17 protein-coding genes are annotated in these 18,764 nt (G+C 65.2%); 12 read left to right on the top strand and 5 right to left on the bottom strand.

What is annotated here, in order from left to right; all coding sequences use genetic code 11:
* The first annotated feature begins 3 nt into the window (after nt 1-3).
* The gene (locus WDZ97_RS05655) at nt 4-453 is read left to right on the top strand and encodes a DUF3429 domain-containing protein (RefSeq protein WP_425762070.1); all 450 of its coding nucleotides are present in this window, start codon (nt 4-6) and stop codon (nt 451-453) included.
* Between the two features lie 2 nt (nt 454-455).
* Complete coding sequence (locus WDZ97_RS05650) at nt 456-2,015, top strand: deoxyribodipyrimidine photo-lyase/cryptochrome family protein (RefSeq protein WP_425762069.1); 1,560 nt, start codon at nt 456-458, stop codon at nt 2,013-2,015.
* 24 nt (nt 2,016-2,039) lie between these two features.
* Here the strand turns inward: WDZ97_RS05650 and WDZ97_RS05645 are convergent, their stop codons facing one another.
* From WDZ97_RS05645 to WDZ97_RS05625, 5 genes are all read right to left on the bottom strand, one after another.
* On the bottom strand, nt 2,040-3,215 hold the full coding sequence (locus WDZ97_RS05645; RefSeq protein WP_425762068.1) for a trans-sulfuration enzyme family protein: 1,176 nt from the start codon (nt 3,213-3,215) through the stop codon (nt 2,040-2,042).
* A gap of 155 nt (nt 3,216-3,370) precedes the next feature.
* Nucleotides 3,371-3,838 (bottom strand): hypothetical protein, encoded by a 468-nt coding sequence (locus tag WDZ97_RS05640; RefSeq protein ID WP_341421403.1) that lies wholly within the window; start codon nt 3,836-3,838, stop codon nt 3,371-3,373.
* 198 nt (nt 3,839-4,036) lie between these two features.
* On the bottom strand, nt 4,037-4,930 hold the full coding sequence (locus WDZ97_RS05635) for an adenylate/guanylate cyclase domain-containing protein (protein ID WP_020164562.1): 894 nt from the start codon (nt 4,928-4,930) through the stop codon (nt 4,037-4,039).
* Between the two features lie 6 nt (nt 4,931-4,936).
* Nucleotides 4,937-5,929, bottom strand: coding sequence for an HpcH/HpaI aldolase/citrate lyase family protein (locus WDZ97_RS05630; protein ID WP_425762067.1), 993 nt, complete (start codon nt 5,927-5,929; stop codon nt 4,937-4,939).
* 126 nt (nt 5,930-6,055) lie between these two features.
* Nucleotides 6,056-7,048, bottom strand: a complete 993-nt coding sequence (locus tag WDZ97_RS05625) for a malate dehydrogenase (RefSeq protein WP_425762066.1) — start codon at nt 7,046-7,048, stop codon at nt 6,056-6,058.
* A 223-nt stretch (nt 7,049-7,271) separates the two neighbouring features.
* Between WDZ97_RS05625 and WDZ97_RS05620 the strand changes: the two genes are divergently transcribed.
* The 10 genes from WDZ97_RS05620 (at nt 7,272) to lpdA (ending at nt 18,753) form a co-directional block, all read left to right on the top strand.
* On the top strand, nt 7,272-8,000 hold the full coding sequence (locus WDZ97_RS05620; protein WP_019918357.1) for a GntR family transcriptional regulator: 729 nt from the start codon (nt 7,272-7,274) through the stop codon (nt 7,998-8,000).
* 54 nt (nt 8,001-8,054) lie between these two features.
* Nucleotides 8,055-8,441, top strand: a complete 387-nt coding sequence (gene sdhC, locus WDZ97_RS05615; RefSeq protein WP_019918356.1) for a succinate dehydrogenase, cytochrome b556 subunit — start codon at nt 8,055-8,057, stop codon at nt 8,439-8,441.
* Nucleotides 8,435-8,782, top strand: a complete 348-nt coding sequence (gene sdhD, locus WDZ97_RS05610; protein ID WP_019918355.1) for a succinate dehydrogenase, hydrophobic membrane anchor protein — start codon at nt 8,435-8,437, stop codon at nt 8,780-8,782. The genes sdhC and sdhD overlap by 7 nt, the downstream gene beginning before the upstream one ends.
* Nucleotides 8,783-10,570, top strand: a complete 1,788-nt coding sequence (sdhA, locus tag WDZ97_RS05605; protein ID WP_304003564.1) for a succinate dehydrogenase flavoprotein subunit — start codon at nt 8,783-8,785, stop codon at nt 10,568-10,570.
* 10 nt (nt 10,571-10,580) lie between these two features.
* Nucleotides 10,581-11,291 carry a succinate dehydrogenase iron-sulfur subunit gene (locus tag WDZ97_RS05600; RefSeq protein ID WP_304003565.1) on the top strand — a complete coding sequence of 237 codons (711 nt, stop codon included), beginning with the start codon at nt 10,581-10,583 and terminating at the stop codon, nt 11,289-11,291.
* 2 nt (nt 11,292-11,293) lie between these two features.
* Nucleotides 11,294-11,554: a succinate dehydrogenase assembly factor 2 gene (locus WDZ97_RS05595; protein ID WP_304003566.1), complete on the top strand. Its 261-nt coding sequence runs from the start codon at nt 11,294-11,296 to the stop codon at nt 11,552-11,554.
* Nucleotides 11,555-11,604: 50 nt separating this feature from the next.
* On the top strand, nt 11,605-12,897 hold the full coding sequence (gltA, locus tag WDZ97_RS05590; protein ID WP_019918350.1) for a citrate synthase: 1,293 nt from the start codon (nt 11,605-11,607) through the stop codon (nt 12,895-12,897).
* Nucleotides 12,898-13,083: 186 nt separating this feature from the next.
* Nucleotides 13,084-15,903, top strand: a complete 2,820-nt coding sequence (locus WDZ97_RS05585; protein ID WP_425762065.1) for a 2-oxoglutarate dehydrogenase E1 component — start codon at nt 13,084-13,086, stop codon at nt 15,901-15,903.
* 28 nt (nt 15,904-15,931) lie between these two features.
* Nucleotides 15,932-17,221, top strand: a complete 1,290-nt coding sequence (gene odhB, locus WDZ97_RS05580; RefSeq protein WP_304003571.1) for a 2-oxoglutarate dehydrogenase complex dihydrolipoyllysine-residue succinyltransferase — start codon at nt 15,932-15,934, stop codon at nt 17,219-17,221.
* Between the two features lie 95 nt (nt 17,222-17,316).
* Complete coding sequence (lpdA, locus tag WDZ97_RS05575; protein WP_020164571.1) at nt 17,317-18,753, top strand: dihydrolipoyl dehydrogenase; 1,437 nt, start codon at nt 17,317-17,319, stop codon at nt 18,751-18,753.
* Nucleotides 18,754-18,764 lie beyond the last annotated feature (11 nt).

Raw genomic sequence — 18,764 nt, 5'->3', positions numbered from 1 at the left:
TCCATGACACTGAACGTCGCCGCTCGCCATCCCGCCCGCTTGCTCGGGCTGGCCGGCCTGATTCCATTCGTCGGACTGACCGTCGCCATCCACGCCCTGGATGCGCAGCGCGCGTCGCTTGCGCACGCCCAGCTCGCCTACGGCGCCACCATCGTCAGTTTCATCGGCGCGCTGCACTGGGGGCTGGCGATGCGCGACGCCGCACTTGATGCGACGGCGCAGTGGCGTGCCCTCGGTTGGGGGGTGATGCCCTCGCTGCTTGCCTGGTGCGCATTGCTGCTGCCGCTGCCGACCGGGCTGTGGGTGCTGGCGGCGACGGTGCCCGCCTGCTGGTGGATGGATGGGCGGCTGTCGCGTGCGCTGTCGCTGGAGCCGTGGTTCATGCAGCTGCGCACGCTGCTCAGTGCCATCGTGACGGTCTGCCTGCTGCTGTCTGCGCTGGCGATGGCCTGACCATGCAGGTGGTCTGGTTCAAGCGCGACCTACGCGTCGCCGACCACGCGCCGCTGTGTGCCGCGGCAGCGGCGGGGCCGGTGCTGGCGCTTTACGTCTACGAGCCGCGACTGCTTGCCGAGCCGGACGTCGATGCGCGCCATATCGGCTTCCTGAACGAGGCGCTGGACGATTTCGAGCGCCGGCTGCACGCGCTCGGCCTGCCGCTGCTGCGCCTGCACGGCGACATGCCGGCACTGCTCGAACGGCTGCATGCGTCCACGCGGATCGATGGGCTGTGGAGCCATGAGGAGACCGGCAACCTGGCCAGCTTCGAGCGCGACCGCGCGGTTGCCGCCTGGTGCCGGCAGCACGGCGTGGCCTGGCGCGAACTGCCGACGGGCGGCGTGGTGCGTCGGCTGAGTGACCGCGACACCTGGTCGGATCGCTGGATGCGCCGCATGACTCCGGCGCCGCTGCCGCCACCGCCACGCATCACGGCGGCACGCGTGCCGCTCGCTGGCCTGCAGCGCGCGCCGACTGCGGCCGAGCTGGGCCTGCACTCGACCGACATCGAAGCGCGCCAGCCGGCGGGCAGGGCGCAGGCGCGGCAGATCCTGGACGATTTCCTCGCGCATCGCGTGACGCGCTACCGGCGCGGCATGTCCAGTCCGCTCAGCGGTGCGCACGACTGTTCGCGCCTGTCGCCGCATCTCGCCTTTGGCACGCTGTCGCTGCGCGAGGTCGTGCATGCGGTGTGGCGCGAACGGGCCCGCTGGCTCGCGCAGCCACCAGGCGCGCACGCTCAGGCCGTGCTCGCCGGCCTCAAATCGTTCGAGAGCCGGCTGCACTGGCACTGTCATTTCATCCAGAAGCTGGAGTCGGAACCGCAGATCGAACTGCGCGCGGTGAACCGACTGTACGACGGTCTGCGCGAAGCCGATTTCTCGATCGAGCGGCAGCGTGCATGGTGCCGCGGCGAAACAGGCTATCCCTTCATCGACGCCTGCATGCGGGCGCTGAATGCGACCGGCTGGATCAACTTCCGCATGCGCGCCATGCTGGTCGCCTTCTCGTCCTACCAGCTGTGGAACCACTGGCGCGAACCCGGTCTGCATCTGGCGAGGATGTTCACCGACTTCGAACCGGGCATCCACTGGCCGCAGGTGCAGATGCAGTCGGGCGTCACCGGCATCAACACGCTGCGCATATACAACCCGGTGAAGCAGCAGCTGGACCAGGACCCGAAGGGCATTTTCGTGCGCCGCTGGCTGCCCGAACTGGCGCGCGTGCCGCTGTCGTTGCTGGCGGAACCCTGGCTGATGAGCGTCGCGCAGCAGCGCGAAGCGGGATGCCTGATCGGACGCGACTACCCGGCACCGGTTGTCGACCACATCGTCGCCGCGCGCCATGCGCGCGACGCCGTCTGGGCCGTCAGGAAGAAGCCGGAAGCGGCCGCCGAGGCGCGACGCGTGCTGGTGCAGCACGGCAGTCGGAATCCGGACAGGGAAGGGCGGCGGCGCCCAGGGCGCAAGGTGAAGACGAAAGCTGACGACGGCGGCCAGATGGGCTTCGGCTTCTGACCGCCCCCCTGACCTCTGACCCCTCTAGTCCCCGAGTGCCTGCACCAGATCCGCGATCAGGTCATCGGCGTCCTCGATGCCGATCGACAGGCGCAGCATCGAATCCGGAATGCCGCGCCGCGCGCGTTCTTCCGGCGCGATGCCGTGGTGGGTCGTGGTGCAGGGCTGGGTGACCAGACTTTCGACGCCGCCCAGGCTGGGCGCCAGCTTGATCAGGCGCAGCCGGTCGGCGACGCGGGTGGCGTCGGCGCCGTCGCCGCGCACGACGATGCTCAGCATGCCGCCGAAGCCGTCCATCTGCGCCTTTGCCAGCGCGTGGCCCGGCGCGTCCGGCAAGCCCGGATAGTGAACGCGCGCGATCTTGGGGTGGCGCGCCATCGCCTCGGCCACCGCCTGCGCATTGGCATTGTGCTGACGCACGCGGACGACCAGCGTGCGCAGGCTGCGCGACAGCAGCGCGGCGGTTTCCGGCGACGGCACGGTGCCGAGATTCTTGCGCCAGGCCTGAACCGGCTCCAGCAAGGCTTTGCTGGCCATCAGTGCACCGGCGGTCAGATCGCTGTGACCGCCCAGATACTTGGTCGCGCTGTGCATGACGATGTCGGCGCCCAGTTCGAGCGGCCGCTGGTTCACCGGCGACGCGAAGGTGTTGTCGATGGCCACCAGCGCGCCGTGTGCATGCGCCCTGTCGGCAAGCGCGCGGATGTCGACGATGTCCAGCGTCGGATTGGTCGGCGTTTCGAAGAACACCATCCCGACGCCATCGGCCAGCAGCGCGTCGAGCCTGTCGGACTCGCTGCCTAGAATGCAGTGCGTGCGCAGGCCGAGGCCCGGCAGCTGCTGTTCGAGCAGTTCCAGCGTGCCGCCATAGGCATCTCCGAAGCAGACGATGCCCTTGCGGCCGTGCGTCAGGAAAAGCGCACTGAGGGCTGCCATGCCGGACGAGAACACCCAGGCCGCCTCGGCCGACTCCAGACCGGCCAGCGTTTCCTCGACCGCCTGAATCGTCGGATTCAGACCGTAGCGCGTGTACAACCCACCACGCCTGCGGCCGTCGATCACCTCAAGCAGATCGGCGGTCGAATCGAAACCGAAAGTGGTGGTGTTGTAGACCGGCGGGTAGGGGCTGCCATAGGCGTCACCGGTCGTGTGACCGTGAATTGCGCGAGTGGCGAGGCGTGTGTGCTTGGTGCTGGACATGGGCGGCCTTCCTTGCGGACTGAGGACCGAAGGATACGCCGCCCATGTTGGCGGTGTCTCCGGATCAGGGCGGCTGGCCGATCCGGCCTCCCGGCATGTAGACGAGCGCTGCAAGCTCACGCACGCTGTTCGTCGCGAACCTGCGCTCGGACATGTCAGTAGGCGGCCGGCGACTTGGCTGCGGTCTGCTCCACCGGTGCCGTCTTCTCGTCGCGACGGTCGATGGTGACCGATTCTCCCATCAGGACGCGGAGGTCGTTCGGGTAGTCGTAACCGGTGCCCTTGTTGTGGTCGATGATGGCGCCGATGCCACCGCCGAAGATGATGTTGCCCCACATGCTTCCGGCCGAGCGCGAGATGGCGCGCAGGAAGCCGTCGCTCATGCCGTCCTTCTTGCATTCGACATTCAGGTCTTCCGCCGAGCGACGGATCATGACGTTACCGGGGGCGGTCGCTGTCCAGCTGCCCTTGTCGTTCTTCAGCGTGCACTTGGTCTGGTCGACCGCATCGCCGCCCTGGGTGCGCGCACTGAGCGTGACGGTCTGCATTTCGCTGGAGGTAATGGTCGAGCAGCCGCCGAACAGCGACGCGCTCAGAATCAGCAAAGGAACGGTGGTCTTCAAGAGAGGGGCCTCATGGTGAAATGCCCCGCCAGTTGTAGAGTACGACTTTAGTTATATGCAAAAAGAATCGAATTTTGCGGGGCGCGCGGACTATAGAGGGTGAATGGCCCTGTCATCCGTGAATGACAAAATTTTACGATTCGCGAGCGCGAATGTATGCGCCGCCAAGGTCGGTCGGCGAGCTCGAAGCAGGGATGTTCAGCCCAGGCAGAAGAACTCGACCACGTCGCTCGCTGCGCTGCGCGGCGAGCCGAAGGCGAGCCAGCCGTGGCCGTCGATGACGACTTCCTCGCGCGTCAGTGCGAATTCGTGGCGACCCTCGATGGTGACGAAGGTGCCGTTGCTGGAGCGGTCGGTCAGCACGAAGCGGTCGCGGCGGAATTCGAGGTCGCAGTGCTGGCGCGATGCGCGGGCGTCCTTGACCAGGATGTCGACGCCGGCGTCACGACCCATGCGCAGGCGCGGATGTTCGGCGCCGAGCAGCCAGACGCGGCCGCCGTGGTAGACGCGCATTTCCAGCTTGCCGCTGCTGAAGTTCAGTCCGCCGACGTGGGTGACGTGCTCCGAGTGCTCGCAGCGCAGTTCGCACATTTCGACCGAGCGCGCGACACCCTTGACGACGCGCGGCGGCATCGGCCGCACCATGTGCTGGAAGTGCTCGCTGAGGCGCACCGCGGCTTCGGTCGACACGATGGCGCGGCCGTGGCTGCCCAGTTCCGACAGACGGGCGGCGATGTTCACCGATTCGCCGTAGATATCGTCGCCGGTTTCGATGACCGGACCGAAGTGGAAACCGGTGCGTACGCCGAGCGAAAAATGCGTAGCCAGCGGCAGGCCGCTGATGTCGCGGTGAATGGCCAGCGCGGTGTCGGCGGCGTGGTCGCAGGCGCGGAAGGTGGCGAGCAGCCCGTCGCCCGTCATCTTGATCACGCGGCCTGAACTGCCGATGACCGAGTCGCGCATGGTGCGCAGGCAGCGGTCGATCAGCGCGAAGGCGGCGGTGTCACCCATGCGCTCATAGAGCTGGGTGCTGCCCACCAGGTCGGCGAACAGCACGGCGCATTCCTTCGATACGGGCGGTACGCGGGCCATGATTCCTTAGGCGAAGAAGCGGCTGCGCACGTCGTCGGGCAGGACGACGCCGGTGGCGTGTGCGCGGGCGAGCAGTTCCCAATAGTAGCGATAGGAGGCGCGATCGTGCAGCGTGTCGTGGTGCCGCGTCGGGCCCCAGCTCGCGTCCTGCGCACCGCAAAGGATGGCGATGGCGTCCTCGACTTCGCTGAAGTCGGGCCGCATTTCCTCGACGATGGGCAGGATCTGGTTCGGGTGGATGCTCCACATGCGCATGAAACCGAACTGGCGGCGTGCGCGGCGAGCGTCGTTGCGGATGAAGTCGACGTCGCGGATTTCGGTGGTGACGTTGTGCGTCGGCACCACACCGCAGCCGTGCGCCGCGGCGGCGATTTCGCACTTGGTGCGCACGATGATCGGGTGTTCGAACTGGGTCGGGCTCTTCATCGCGTCGCCCGGCAGCGCGCCGTGGTGGGCGCTGACGAAGTCCATCAGGCCGAGGTCGATCGATTCCACGCGTTCCATCGCGGCGATGTTCCACACCTCGCGCAGCGCGCCGTGGCTTTCGATCAGCACGTGCACCGGAATGCTGCGCTTCAGGCCGGCCATCGTTTCACAGGTGCGCAGCCAGTCGAGCTGCAGGCGCACGTCGTCGGCCGAGCGCGCCTTGGGTAGCGTGATGAAGGCAAGCTTGTCGCCGGCTTCGCCGACGATGACGTCCATGTCGGCCTTCCAGTGCGCATGCGTCACGTCGTGGATGCGCACGCCGACGCGGTTGTAGCGGTTGTCCTCACCGGCGATCACGGACGCGCACAGCTTGCGGTGTTCGACCTCGTTGCCGGCGGCTGCGCCGTCCTCGCAATCGCAGGTGACGTCGAAGATGGGTCCCAGTTCGGCCTGCAGCGCGAGCGCCTTGCGCATCAGCTTTTCCGAGCCGGCGTAGTGGTCGACTGCGGGCAGGATGGGGAAGGGCTTGTCACCCTTGTACAGCACCTCGCGCGGATGGACGGCAGCGTTCATGCGGAAAACTCCGGCATAAAAAAAGCGGCCACGTTACCGGGCCGCTTCTTTCGATTCAAGCCTGTACGCCCCCGGACCGACCCGGCAGAGCGGGGTGATCCGGAACGGGCGCACATGACCGGCAGATCAGAGCAGGTCGGCGACGCCGGCGCGCTCCTCTTCCAGTTCGGCCAGCGTCTTGGCGACGTAGGGCTTCGAGAACTCGTCGATCTCCAGGCCCTTGACGATGGTGTATTCGCCGTTGGCGCAGATGCACGGGAAGCCGAACACCAGGCCTTCCGGGATGCCGTAGGAACCGTCGGACGGCACGCCCATGGTGACCCAGTCACCGTTGGAGCCGAGGTGCCAGTCGCGCATGTGGTCGATCGCGGCGTTGGCGGCCGAAGCAGCCGACGACAGGCCACGGGCCTCGATGATGGCGGCGCCGCGCTTGCCGACGGTCGGCAGGAAGGTCTTGGCGTTCCACTCCTGATCGTTCACCAGCTGGGCGACGCTGTCGCCGTTCGAGGTGGCGAAGCGATAGTCGGCGTACATCGTCGGGCTGTGGTTGCCCCACACGGTCATCGTCTTGAACGACGACACCGGACGGCTGATCTTGGCCGACAGCTGCGACAGCGCGCGGTTGTGGTCCAGACGCAGCATGGCGGTGAAGTTCTTCGCCGGGACGCGGCCACCGGCCTTGGCGGCGGTCTTCATCGCGATGTAGGCGTTGGTGTTGCAGGGGTTGCCGACCACCAGGATCTTGCAGTTCGGGCCTGCGTTCTGGCCGATGGCCGCGCCCTGCACGGTGAAGATCTTGGCGTTTTCGGTCAGCAGGTCCTTGCGCTCCATGCCGGGGCCGCGCGGGCGGGCACCGACCAGCAGCGCGAAGTCGGCGTCCTTGAACGCGACGTTCGGGTCATCGGTGGCGATCATGCCGGCGAGCAGCGGGAAGGCGCAGTCGTCCAGTTCCATCATCACACCGGTCAGCGCCTTCTGGGCCTGCGGCAGGTCGAGCAGTTGAAGAATGACCGGCTGGTCCTTGCCGAGCATTTCGCCGCTGGCGATACGGAACAGCAGGGCGTAGCCGATTTGACCGGCAGCGCCGGTCACCGCGACGCGAAGAGGCGTCTTTGACATGGTGGTCTCCTGTCTGAGGATGGGACGGGGCGTTATCAGTGCGTTGTGCGCGGGCCGAATTATGGTCGACCCGCGGCGGTTTTGACACACAGCACAAAAATCGGCGTTCGCAACCGGGGCTGGCCGGCCGGAAAGTGCGTTTTTGCACGGCATCAATTTATATCATATATAAGACATCAGACACGATGTAGACGTGACAGGATTTCTGTGCTGAAATTGTTGCATGGCACAGGAATCCCCCACCTTCAGCCCGCTGTATCGACAGATACGCGGCTTGCTCACGCAGGCATTGCAGAGTGGCGAATGGCGTCCGGGTGAGGCGATCCCGAGCGAAACCGAACTCGCCCAACGCTTCAACGTGAGTCAGGGGACGGTGCGCAAGGCCATCGACGAGATGGCGGCGGACAACCTGCTGGTACGCAAACAGGGCAAGGGCACCTTTGTTGCGACGCATCACGATCCCCGCGCATTCTTCCGTTTTCTCCGTCTCGCGCCGATCAACGGCACGATAGAAACCTCGCAGAGCGTGCCGCTCGAATGCTGGCGCGCACGTGCCGGCCAGGAAGTGGCGCGCACGCTGGACGTCGAAGTCGGCTCGCAGATCATCATCGTGCGCCGCCTGCTCAAGTTCGCCGGCAAGCCGGTGGTGATCGACGAAATCTATCTGCGCGGCGACCTGTTCCCGGGGCTCAACCTCGACGTGCTCAAGGAGCAGCAGGGCTCGCTCTACTCCTTCTTCGAAACCCGCTTCGGCGTACGCATGGTGCGTGCCGAAGAGCGTCTGCGCGCGGTCGCGGCGGACCGCCAGAGCGCGGATTACCTCGAGGTGCAGGAAGGCAGCCCTTTGCTGTCGGTCGAGCGTGTTGCCTATACCTATGACGACAAACCGGTCGAGTGGCGCCGCGGACTGTGCTCGACGGCAGACCACTATTACCTGAACAACCTGAATTGACGGAGCCGGCGACGACCGGCATGTGACACGACTTTTTCCAGGAGAGCGAGCCAGATGGCCAATACAGCCAGCAAGACCAGACCGAAGCACCTCCAGCTGACGGCGATACGCCTGCCGTTGCCAGGCATCGTGTCCATCCTTCACCGCATCAGCGGTGCCGGCCTTTTCCTCTGTCTGCCGCTGCTGCTGTGGCTGTTCGACGCCAGCCTGGGTTCGCCGGATACCTTCGAATCGTTCAGCGCGGTGGTCGGTCACCCGCTGGCCAAGCTTCTGCTGCTCGGCCTGATGTGGGCCTACCTGCATCACTTCTGTGCCGGCGTCCGCTTCCTGCTGCTGGACATGCACAAGGGCCTCGAACTCGCCACCGCGCGCAAGAGTTCGGTCGCCGTGCTGGTGGTCAGCCTGACGCTTACCGTGATTCTGGGGGTGAAACTGTGGTGAATCGTGTCGTTGTCGGTGCCCACTACGGGCTGAAGGACTGGCTGGGCCAGCGCATCACGGCGGTTGTGATGGCTGTGTACACGCTCATCTTCGCGGTCGGCGTGCTCTCGATGGGCGAATTGAACTACGAGAACTGGCACGGTCTGTTCGCAGGTGGGTTCATGCGCTTCGCGACCTTCCTGTTCTTCGCGTCGCTGATGTACCACGCCTGGGTTGGCGTGCGCGACATCTACATGGACTACATCAAGCCCACCGGCGTGCGCGTCGTGCTGCACGCGGTGACCTTGCTTGCCCTGATCGGTTATCTGGGCTGGGCAGCCCAAGTTCTCTGGAGACTGTAAGTGAGCGTACCTGTCCGCAAGTTTGATGCAGTCATCGTCGGCGCCGGTGGTGCCGGTCTGCGTGCCGCCATCCAGCTGTCAGAAGCCGGCCTGCGCACCGCAGTGATTTCCAAGGTGTTCCCGACCCGTTCGCACACCGTTGCGGCGCAGGGCGGCGTGGCCGCCTCGCTCGGCAACTCCGAGGAGGACCACTGGCACTGGCACATGTACGACACGGTCAAGGGTTCTGACTGGCTCGGTGACCAGGACGCGATCGAATTCATGTGCCGCAAGGCCAATGAGGTGGTGATCGAGCTCGAACACTACGGCATGCCGTTCGACCGTCTCGACAGCGGCAAGATCTACCAGCGTCCGTTCGGCGGCCACATGTCGAACTTCGGCGAGAAGCCGGTCCGCCGCTCCTGTGCCGCCGCCGACCGCACCGGTCATGCGATGCTGCACGCGATGTACCAGCGCAACGTCAAGGCCAATACCCAGTTCTTCATCGAATGGATGGCGCTGGACCTGATCCGCGACGAAGAAGGCGACGTGGTCGGTGTGACCGCGATGGAAATGGAAACGGGCGAGGTGTTCGTGTTCCACGCCAAGGCCGTGCTGTTCGCGACCGGCGGTGCCGGCCGCATCTATTACAGCTCGACCAACGCCTTCATCAATACCGGTGACGGTGTGGGCATGGCGGCGCGTGCCGGCATCCCGCTGGAAGACATGGAGTTCTGGCAGTTCCACCCGACCGGCGTCGCCGGTGCCGGCGTGCTGATCACCGAAGGCGTGCGCGGCGAAGGCGGCATTCTGCGCAATGCCTCGGGCGAGCGTTTCATGGAACGCTACGCGCCGAACGCCAAGGATCTGGCGTCGCGTGACGTGGTGTCGCGCGCCATGGTGACCGAAATCAACGAAGGTCGCGGCTGCGGTCCGAACAAGGACCACGTGATGCTGGACATCACCCACCTCGACCCGGCGACCATCATGAAGCGCCTGCCGGGCATCCGCGAGATCGGCATCCAGTTCGCCGGTGTCGACGCGATCAAGGAACCGCTGCCGGTGGTGCCGACCTGCCATTACCAGATGGGCGGCATCCCGACCAATTACAACGGTGAAGTCGTGGTGCCGAAGGACGGCAACCCGAGCACGCCGGTGCCCGGTTTCTACGCCGCCGGCGAATGTGCCTGTGCGTCGGTGCATGGTGCCAACCGCCTGGGCACCAACTCGCTGCTCGACCTGCTGGTGTTCGGCAAGTCGGCCGGCGAGTCGATGGTCGAGTACATCAAGGCGCAGCCGGCCGCGCACAAGCCGCTGCCGGCCAACGCGGCCGACTACTCGCTGTCGCGCATCAACCGTCTCGACACGCAGACCGATGGCACCGCCGTCGGCGCCACCCGTCTGGCCATGCAGCGCACGATGCAGGCGCACTGCGGCGTGTTCCGCTTCAAGGACATGCTGGCCGAGGGCGTGAGCAAGATTCTCGACATCGAGAAGATGGTTGCCGCGACCGAGATCAAGGACAAGTCCAAGGTGTTCAACACCGCCCGCCTGGAGGCGCTGGAACTGGACAACCTGATCGAGGTGGCCAAGGCGACCATCGTGTCGGCCAATGCGCGCACCGAGTCGCGTGGCGCCCACGTGCGCGACGACGCGACCGACACCCCCGAACGTCCGGACGGCCGTGACGATGTGAACTGGCTCAAGCACACGCTGTGGCACCGCGAGGGCAACAAGCTCGAGTACAAGCCGGTGAACATGAAGCCGCTCACGGTTGACACCATCGCGCTGAAGAAGCGCGCCTACTGAGGATCACAGCATGACTGCCCGTACTGTCGAATTCAGTATCTACCGCTTCGACCCGGACCGCGACGAGAAGCCCTACATGCAGTCGATTTCCATCGATCTCGACGGCACCGAACGCAAGCTGCTCGACGCGCTGGTCAAGCTGAAGGACAAGGACGACTCGCTGTCCTTCCGCCGCTCCTGCCGTGAAGGCGTGTGCGGTTCGGACGCGATGAACATTAATGGTAAGAACGGTCTGGCCTGTCTGACCGACATGAAGGACCTGCAGTCGCCGGTGGTGCTGCGTCCGCTGCCCGGCCTGCCGGTCGTGCGCGACCTCATCGTCGACATGACGCAGTTCTTCAAGCAGTACCACTCGATCAAGCCTTACCTGATCAACGACGAACATCCGCCCGAGCGCGAGCGTCTGCAGTCGCCGGAAGACCGCGAGGAACTGAACGGCCTGTACGAGTGCATTCTCTGTGCCTGCTGCTCGACCTCCTGCCCGTCGTTCTGGTGGAACCCGGACAAGTTCGTCGGCCCGGCCGGTCTGCTGGCCGCCTACCGTTTCATCGCCGATACGCGCGACCAGGCCACCAGCGAACGTCTGGACAACCTGGAAGATCCGTATCGCCTGTTCCGCTGCCACACCATCATGAACTGCGTCGATGTGTGCCCGAAGGGTCTGAACCCGACGCGCGCCATCGGCAAGATCAAGGACATGATGGTCCGCAGGGCAGTCTGATCATGGACGACGCGGCCAACGACCCGCAGGTCAATATGGGGCGTCTGCGCTGGCATTGCCGGCGCGGGCTGCTCGAGCTCGACCTGGTCCTGCAGCGCGTCGTCGAGGGAGGGTTGCTGGAGGAGTTGAGTGAACAACAGAGGGCAGAGCTGTTCGAACTGCTCCATTACGACGACATCACCTTGTTGGCGATTGTCAGCGGGCGCGAAGAATGTGAGGAGCCGCGCCTGAAGGGGATGGTCGATCTGCTGCGCGCAGTCTGACGCGCACTGGTTTCGGCCCGGGCATTTTTGAGGAAGTGAAGAGGTTAGACATGTCAAATCAACGCACCGCAACGCTGACCATTGATGGGCAGACCACCGAGTTCCCGATCATGGGTGGCACGGTCGGCCCCGAAGTGGTTGATATCCGTTCCATGTATGGCAAGACCGGCATGTTCACGTATGACACCGGTTACCTCTCCACCGCCAGCTGCAAGTCGTCGATCACCTACATCGATGGCGACAAGGGCGAGCTGTGGTATCGCGGTTACCCGATCGAGCAACTCGCCGAGCACTGCGACTTCCTCGATGTGTGCTACCTGCTGAAGAACAGCGAACTGCCGACCGCAGCCGAAAAGACCGAGTACGTCAGCCAGATCAAGCGCCACACGCTGGTGCACGAGCAGCTGGCCCGCTTCTACGCAGGTTTCCGTCGCGACGCTCACCCGATGGCCATCATGGCCGGCGTGGTTGGCGCGCTGTCCGCCTTCTATCACGACGGCATGGACATCTCGGACCAGGCTCATCGCGACATCTCGATCAATCGCCTGATCGCCAAGATGCCGACCATCACGGCCATGGCCTACAAGTACTCGGTCGGCCAGCCCTTCATGTACCCGCGCAACGATCTGAGCTATGCCGGCAACTTCATGTACATGATGTTCGGCACGCCGTGCGAGGAATACAAGCCGAATCCGGTGCTGGAAAAGGCGCTCGACCGCATCCTGACGCTGCACGCCGACCACGAGCAGAACGCCTCGACCTCGACCGTGCGTCTGGCCGGTTCGTCGGGCGCCAACCCGTACGCCGTCATCGCCGCCGGTATCGCCTGCCTGTGGGGCCCGGCGCACGGTGGCGCGAACGAGGCCTGCCTGCAGATGCTGGAAGAGATCGGTGACGTGTCGCGCGTGCCCGAGTACATCAAGCGCGCCAAGGACAAGAACGACAGCTTCAAGCTGATGGGCTTCGGTCACCGCGTCTACAAGAACTTCGATCCGCGCGCCAAGCTGATGCGTCAGACCTGCTACGAAGTGCTGACCGAACTCGGCCTGGAGAACGACCGCCTGTTCAAGCTGGCGATGGAACTGGAACGCATTGCGCTGGAAGACGAGTACTTCATCGAGAAGAAGCTCTACCCCAACGTCGACTTCTATTCCGGCATCGTGCAGAAGGCGCTCGGCATCCCGACCTCGATGTTCACCTGCATTTTCGCGCTGGCGCGTACCATCGGCTGGATCACGCAGTGGAACGAAATGATCACCGATTCCGAGTACAAGATCGGCCGTCCGCGCCAGCTCTACATTGGCCCGAACCGCCGTGACGTGAAGCCCGTCGAACAGCGCTGATTCATCGCAGCAGAAAGCCCCGCGGCCTGGCGGACGCCGCGGGGTAAATAATCAATACCGCATGCAGCAGGCCTTCTCGAATTTCCGCGAGACGGAAGGGGGCGCGGCACGACTGGCGCCACGTTCCCCAACCGCGCGGAAAGACGCGACAACAAACCCGGGCATCCCCGGGCGGAGGAGCGAGTCATGATGCACATGTTGAGCCATTCCTACCTCTTCGGGGGCAATGCGCCCTTCGTCGAGGAACTGTACGAGTCCTACCTCGCCAACCCCGGTTCAGTGCCGGACGCCTGGCGTACCTATTTCGAATCCCTCCAGCATCTGCCCGGCGCCGCCAGTGACGTGGCGCACGCCCCGGTCGTCGCCTCGTTCGCCGAACTGGCCAAGCGCGGCCCGGTCCGCATCGCGGCCGCCAGTGGCGACGACAAGCGTCAGGTCGGCGTGCTGCAGATGATCAATGCCTACCGCTTCCTCGGTAACCGCTGGGCACAGCTCGATCCGCTCAAGCGCGCAGAGCGCCCCGACATTTCCGAACTCGAGCCGTCGCACTACGGATTCACCGAAGCCGACCTGAACGACAGCTTCAGCACCGGCTCCTTCCGCTTCCCGCCCGAAGACCGCGCCAGCCTGCGCGAAATCCTCGAAGCGGTCCGGCAGGTGTATTGCGGCAGCATCGGCGCCGAATACATGTACATGGCCGACATTGCCCAGAAGCGCTGGATCCAGTCGCGCCTGGAACCGATGCGCGGCAACTACGGCTACAGCGCCGACGACCGCAAGCGCTTCCTCGAGCGCACCACGGCCGCCGAAACGCTGGAGCGCTACCTGCATACCAAGTACGTCGGCCAGAAGCGCTTCTCGCTCGAAGGCGGCGAATCGACCATCGTCGCGATGGACGAGCTGGTGCGCGTGGCCGCTGGCCAGGGCGCGCAGGAAATCGTCATCGGCATGGCTCACCGCGGTCGCCTGAACGTGCTGGTGAACACGCTGGGCAAGGCGCCCTCGATGCTGTTCTCCGAGTTCGAAGGCAAGGCTGCATCTGACCTGTCGGCCGGCGACGTGAAGTACCACATGGGCTTCTCGTCCGACGTGAACACCCCGGCCGGTCCGGTGCATCTGACCCTGGCCTTCAACCCGTCGCACCTGGAAATCGTGAACCCGGTGGTGGTCGGCTCGGTGTATGCGCGCCAGCGCCGCCGCGGCGACAAGACCGGTACCCAGGTCGTGCCGGTCATCCTGCATGGCGACGCGGCCGTCGCCGGTCAGGGCGTGAACCAGGAAATGCTGAACTTCTCGCAGACGCGCGGTTACGGCGTCGGCGGCACCGTTCACATCATCGTGAACAACCAGATCGGTTTCACCACCTCCGATCCGCGCGACTATCGTTCCTCGCTGTACTGCACCGACATCTTCAAGATGGTCGAGGCGCCGATCTTCCACGTGAATGGCGACGACCCGGAAGCCGTGGCTTTCGTCACCAGGATGGCGATGGAATTCCGCGCAGAGTTCAAGAAGGACGTGGTGATCGACATCATCTGCTACCGCAAGCTCGGCCACAACGAGCAGGACGAGCCGATGGTGACGCAGCCGCTGATGTACAAGAAGATCGCCGCCCACCCGGGCACGCGCAAGCTGTATGCCGACCGGCTGATCTCGGCCGGCATCATCGACGAAGCCGCCCCCGAGCGGATGATCGCCGACTACCGCGCCGCGCTGGACGAAGGTCGTCTGGCCAGCAACCCGGTGCTCACCAACCACCAGCGGCGCTTCGCGGTGGACTGGACGCCCTTCCTGAAGCAGCCCTATACCGACGAGTGCGACACCCGCGTGCCGCGCGAGGAACTGGCGCGTCTGGGCGAGCGCCTCACGACGCTTCCGGACGGTTTCTCGCTGCACTCGCGCGTGCAGAAGATCATCGACGACCGGCGTGGCATGGCGGCCGGCACGCAGCCGGTCGACTGGGGCATGGGCGAGAACCTGGCCTACGCGACGCTGCTGGTCGAAGGTTATGGCGTGCGCGTGTCCGGCGAGGACTGCGGCCGCGGCACCTTCTTCCACCGTCACGCCGTGCTGCACGACCAGAAGCGCGAGAAGTGGGACAGCGGCAATTACATGCCCTTGCAGCACCTGCAGGACAACCAGGCACCGTGCGTCGTGATCGACTCGGTGCTGTCGGAAGAAGCCGTGCTGGCCTTCGAATACGGTTACGCGACTACCGAACCGAACGAGCTGGTGGTGTGGGAAGCGCAGTTCGGCGATTTCGCCAATGGCGCCCAGGTCGTGTTCGACCAGTTCATCGCCTCCGGTGAAGCCAAATGGGGTCGCCTGTGCGGCCTCACCATGATGCTGCCGCACGGTTACGAAGGGCAGGGCCCGGAGCACTCGTCGGCGCGCATCGAGCGCTACATGCAGCTGTCGGCCGAGAACAACTGGCAGGTCACCATTCCGACCACGCCGGCGCAGGTGTTCCACCTGCTGCGCCGTCAGATGCTGCGCAAGGTGCGCAAGCCGCTGGTCATCATCACGCCGAAGTCGCTGCTGCGTCACAAGGACGCCGTCTCCTCCCTGGATGAACTGGCCGACGGTCGCTTCCAGCCGGTGATCCCCGAGATCGACGCGCTGCAGGAGAAGGACGTCGAGCGCGTCATCCTGTGCAGCGGCAAGATCTATTACGAGCTGTTGGCTCATCGCCGTGCCCAGGACATCAAGAACGTAGCCATCCTCCGGCTCGAGCAGGCCTATCCCTTCCCCGGGGCGGAGCTGTCGGCGCAGCTGGTGCGCTATCCGAATGCCAAGGGCGTGACCTGGGTACAGGAAGAGCCGCGCAACCAGGGCATGTGGTACTGGCTGATCTCGCGTGCCTTCCTCGGCAAGGCACTGGGCGATCTGAAACTGGAACTGGTGTCGCGTCCGGCCTCGGCGTCGCCGGCGGTCGGCTACGCCGCCAAGCATCTGGCGCAACAGAAGGCGGTCATCGAAGCAGCGTTCGAAGGAGTGGGGCGCTGAGGCGCCTCCGACAGGGAGAAAGAATCAAATGCTTATCGAAGTGAAGGTTCCCCAGCTGTCCGAATCGGTGGCCGAAGCCACGCTCGTGCGCTGGCACAAGAAGGTCGGCGAGGCGGTGTCGCGAGATGAAAACCTGATCGACATCGAGACCGACAAGGTCGTACTCGAAACGCCGGCGCCGGATGCCGGCGTACTGGTGGCGATCATCAAGCAGGACGGTGCGTCGGTCACCAGCGGCGAGCTGATCGCCCAGATCGATACCGACGCCAAGGCTTCGGCGGCCGTCCCGGCCGCTGCGCCTGCTGCCGCTCCGGCTGCAGCGCCGGCCGCCGTTGCCGCCGCGACCACGTCGGCGGCGGCCTCCGGCCCGGCCAGCCCGGCTGCGCGCAAGATCATGGACGAACGCGGTCTGTCGGCCGGCGACGTGCAAGGTACCGGCCGCGGTGGCCGCATCACCAAGCCGGATGCCGCGGGCGCACCGCAACCGGCAGCGCCAGCCCCGGCAGTGCCGTCTGCCGCCGTCGCGCGTCCGGCACCGACCGCCGCCCAGTCTGCCGCCGCAGCGCCTGCGCTGCCGCAGCCGCCGGTGCCGGTCCGTCTCGAAGAGCTGCTGGCCGATCGCCCGCAGCAGCGCGTACCGATGTCGCGCCTGCGTGCCCGCGTCGCCGAGCGCCTGCTGCAGTCGCAGGCACAGAACGCCATCCTGACCACGTTCAACGAAGTGAACATGGGCCCGCTGATGGAACTGCGCAAGAAGTACGCCGAGAAGTTCGAGAAGACGCACGGCGTCAAGCTGGGCTTCATGTCCTTTTTCGTCAAGGCGGCCCTGCAGGCGCTGCGCAAGTTCCCGGTGCTGAACGCCTCGGTCGATGGCAACGACATCGTCTATCACGGCTTCTTCGACATCGGCATCGCCGTCGGCAGCCCGCGCGGTCTGGTGGTGCCCATCCTGCGTGACGCCGACCAGATGAGCTTTGCCGACATCGAGCAGAAGATCGCCGAGTTCGGCCAGAAGGCCAAGGACGGCAAGCTGTCGATCGAGGAACTGACCGGCGGTACGTTCTCGATCTCCAACGGCGGCGTGTTCGGCTCGATGCTGTCGACGCCCATCATCAACCCGCCGCAGTCGGCCATCCTCGGCATCCACGCGACCAAGGAGCGTCCGGTCGTCGAGAACGGCCAGATCGTGATCCGCCCGATCAACTATCTGGCGATGTCCTACGACCACCGCATCATCGACGGCCGCGAAGCGGTGCTCGGCCTGGTGACCATGAAGGAGGCGCTGGAAGATCCGGCCCGCCTGCTGTTCGACGTATAAACCCTCTCATTGCATGTTGACGTCTGCGCGCCGCCCGGAGAGAGGGCCGGGTGGCGCGCCGGACCAAGACTGCTTCTTTTTCCGGAGCAATTAAGATGTCCAAGGAATTTGATGTCGTTGTGATCGGTGCCGGCCCCGGCGGCTATGTCGCCGCCATCCGCGCCGCCCAGCTGGGTCTGAGCGCGGCCTGCATCGAGTACAACAGCTACGCCGACCCGAAGGGCGAAGTGCGCCTCGGCGGCACCTGCCTGAACGTGGGCTGCATCCCGTCGAAGGCGCTGCTGCAGTCGTCCGAACTGTTCGAGCAGGCCAACCACAGCTTCGTCATGCACGGCATTTCGGTCGAGTCGCCGAAGATGGACGTGTCGGTGATGATGAAGCGCAAGGACAATATCGTCGGTCAGCTCACCACCGGCATCCGCGGCCTGTTCAAGAAGAACAACGTGACGCTGCTGTCCGGTCTGGGCAGCTTCGCCGGCCGCGAGAACGAGAAGTGGAAGGTTGCGGTGACCCGCAATGGCGCCACCGAACACGTGCTGGCCAAGCATGTCATCATCGCCACCGGTTCGCGTGCCCGTCATCTGCCGGGCATCGAGGTCGACAACAAGGTGATCTGCGACAACGAGGGCGCGCTCGCCTTCGACGGCGCACCGAAGAAGCTGGGCGTGATCGGCGCCGGCGTGATCGGCCTGGAATTGGGCAGCGTGTGGAAGCGCCTCGGTGCCGAAGTGACCATCCTCGAAGCGGCGCCGGAGTTCCTGTCGGCCGCCGATGCGGCGATCACCAAGGAAGCCTGGAAGACCTTCACCGCCAAACAGAAGCTGGGCATCAAGCTCGGGGCCAAGATCGGCAAGGTCGAACGCACCGATGCCGGCGTGCGCGTCGAGTACGAGCACAAGGACGAGCAGCACGTGCTCGAATGCGAGCGCCTCATCGTGTCGGTCGGTCGGGTGCCCAACACCGACGGTCTGGGCGGCGAATCGGTCGGCCTGAAGATCAGCGAACGCGGTTTCATCGAAGTCGATGCGCAGGGCCGCACCAATCTGGCCAATGTGTGGGCGGTCGGCGACGTCGTGCCGGGCCCGATGCTGGCGCACAAGGGCATGGAAGAGGGCGTCATGGTGGCCGAGTGCATCGCCGGTCAGCACGGACACGTCAATCACGACACCGTGCCCTGGGTCATCTACACCCACCCGGAAATCGCCTGGGTTGGCAAGACCGAAGCCCAGCTCAAGGCCGAAGGCATCGAGTACAAGGCCGGCCAGATCCCGTTCGCGGCGAACGGTCGCGCGCTCGGCCAGGGTGACACCACCGGCTTCGTGCGCATGTATGCCTGCGCCAAGACCGACCGTATCCTCGGCGTGCACGTGATCGGCAACAACGCATCGGAGCTGATCGCCGAGGCGGTGGTGGCGATGGAATTCGGCGCCTGCTCGGAAGACATCGCGCGCATCTGCCACGCGCACCCGACGCTGTCGGAAGTGATGCACGAAGCCGCGCTGGCCTGCGACAAGCGTCCGCTGCACTTCTGACCGGGACCCGC

This window comes from Methyloversatilis sp. MC4-4 (genome assembly GCF_049843555.1).
Classification (GTDB): Bacteria; Pseudomonadota; Gammaproteobacteria; order Burkholderiales; family Rhodocyclaceae; genus Methyloversatilis; species Methyloversatilis discipulorum_B.
The sequence above is the reverse complement of the archived record's forward strand: the minus strand, read 5'-3'. Positions and strand labels throughout refer to the sequence as shown.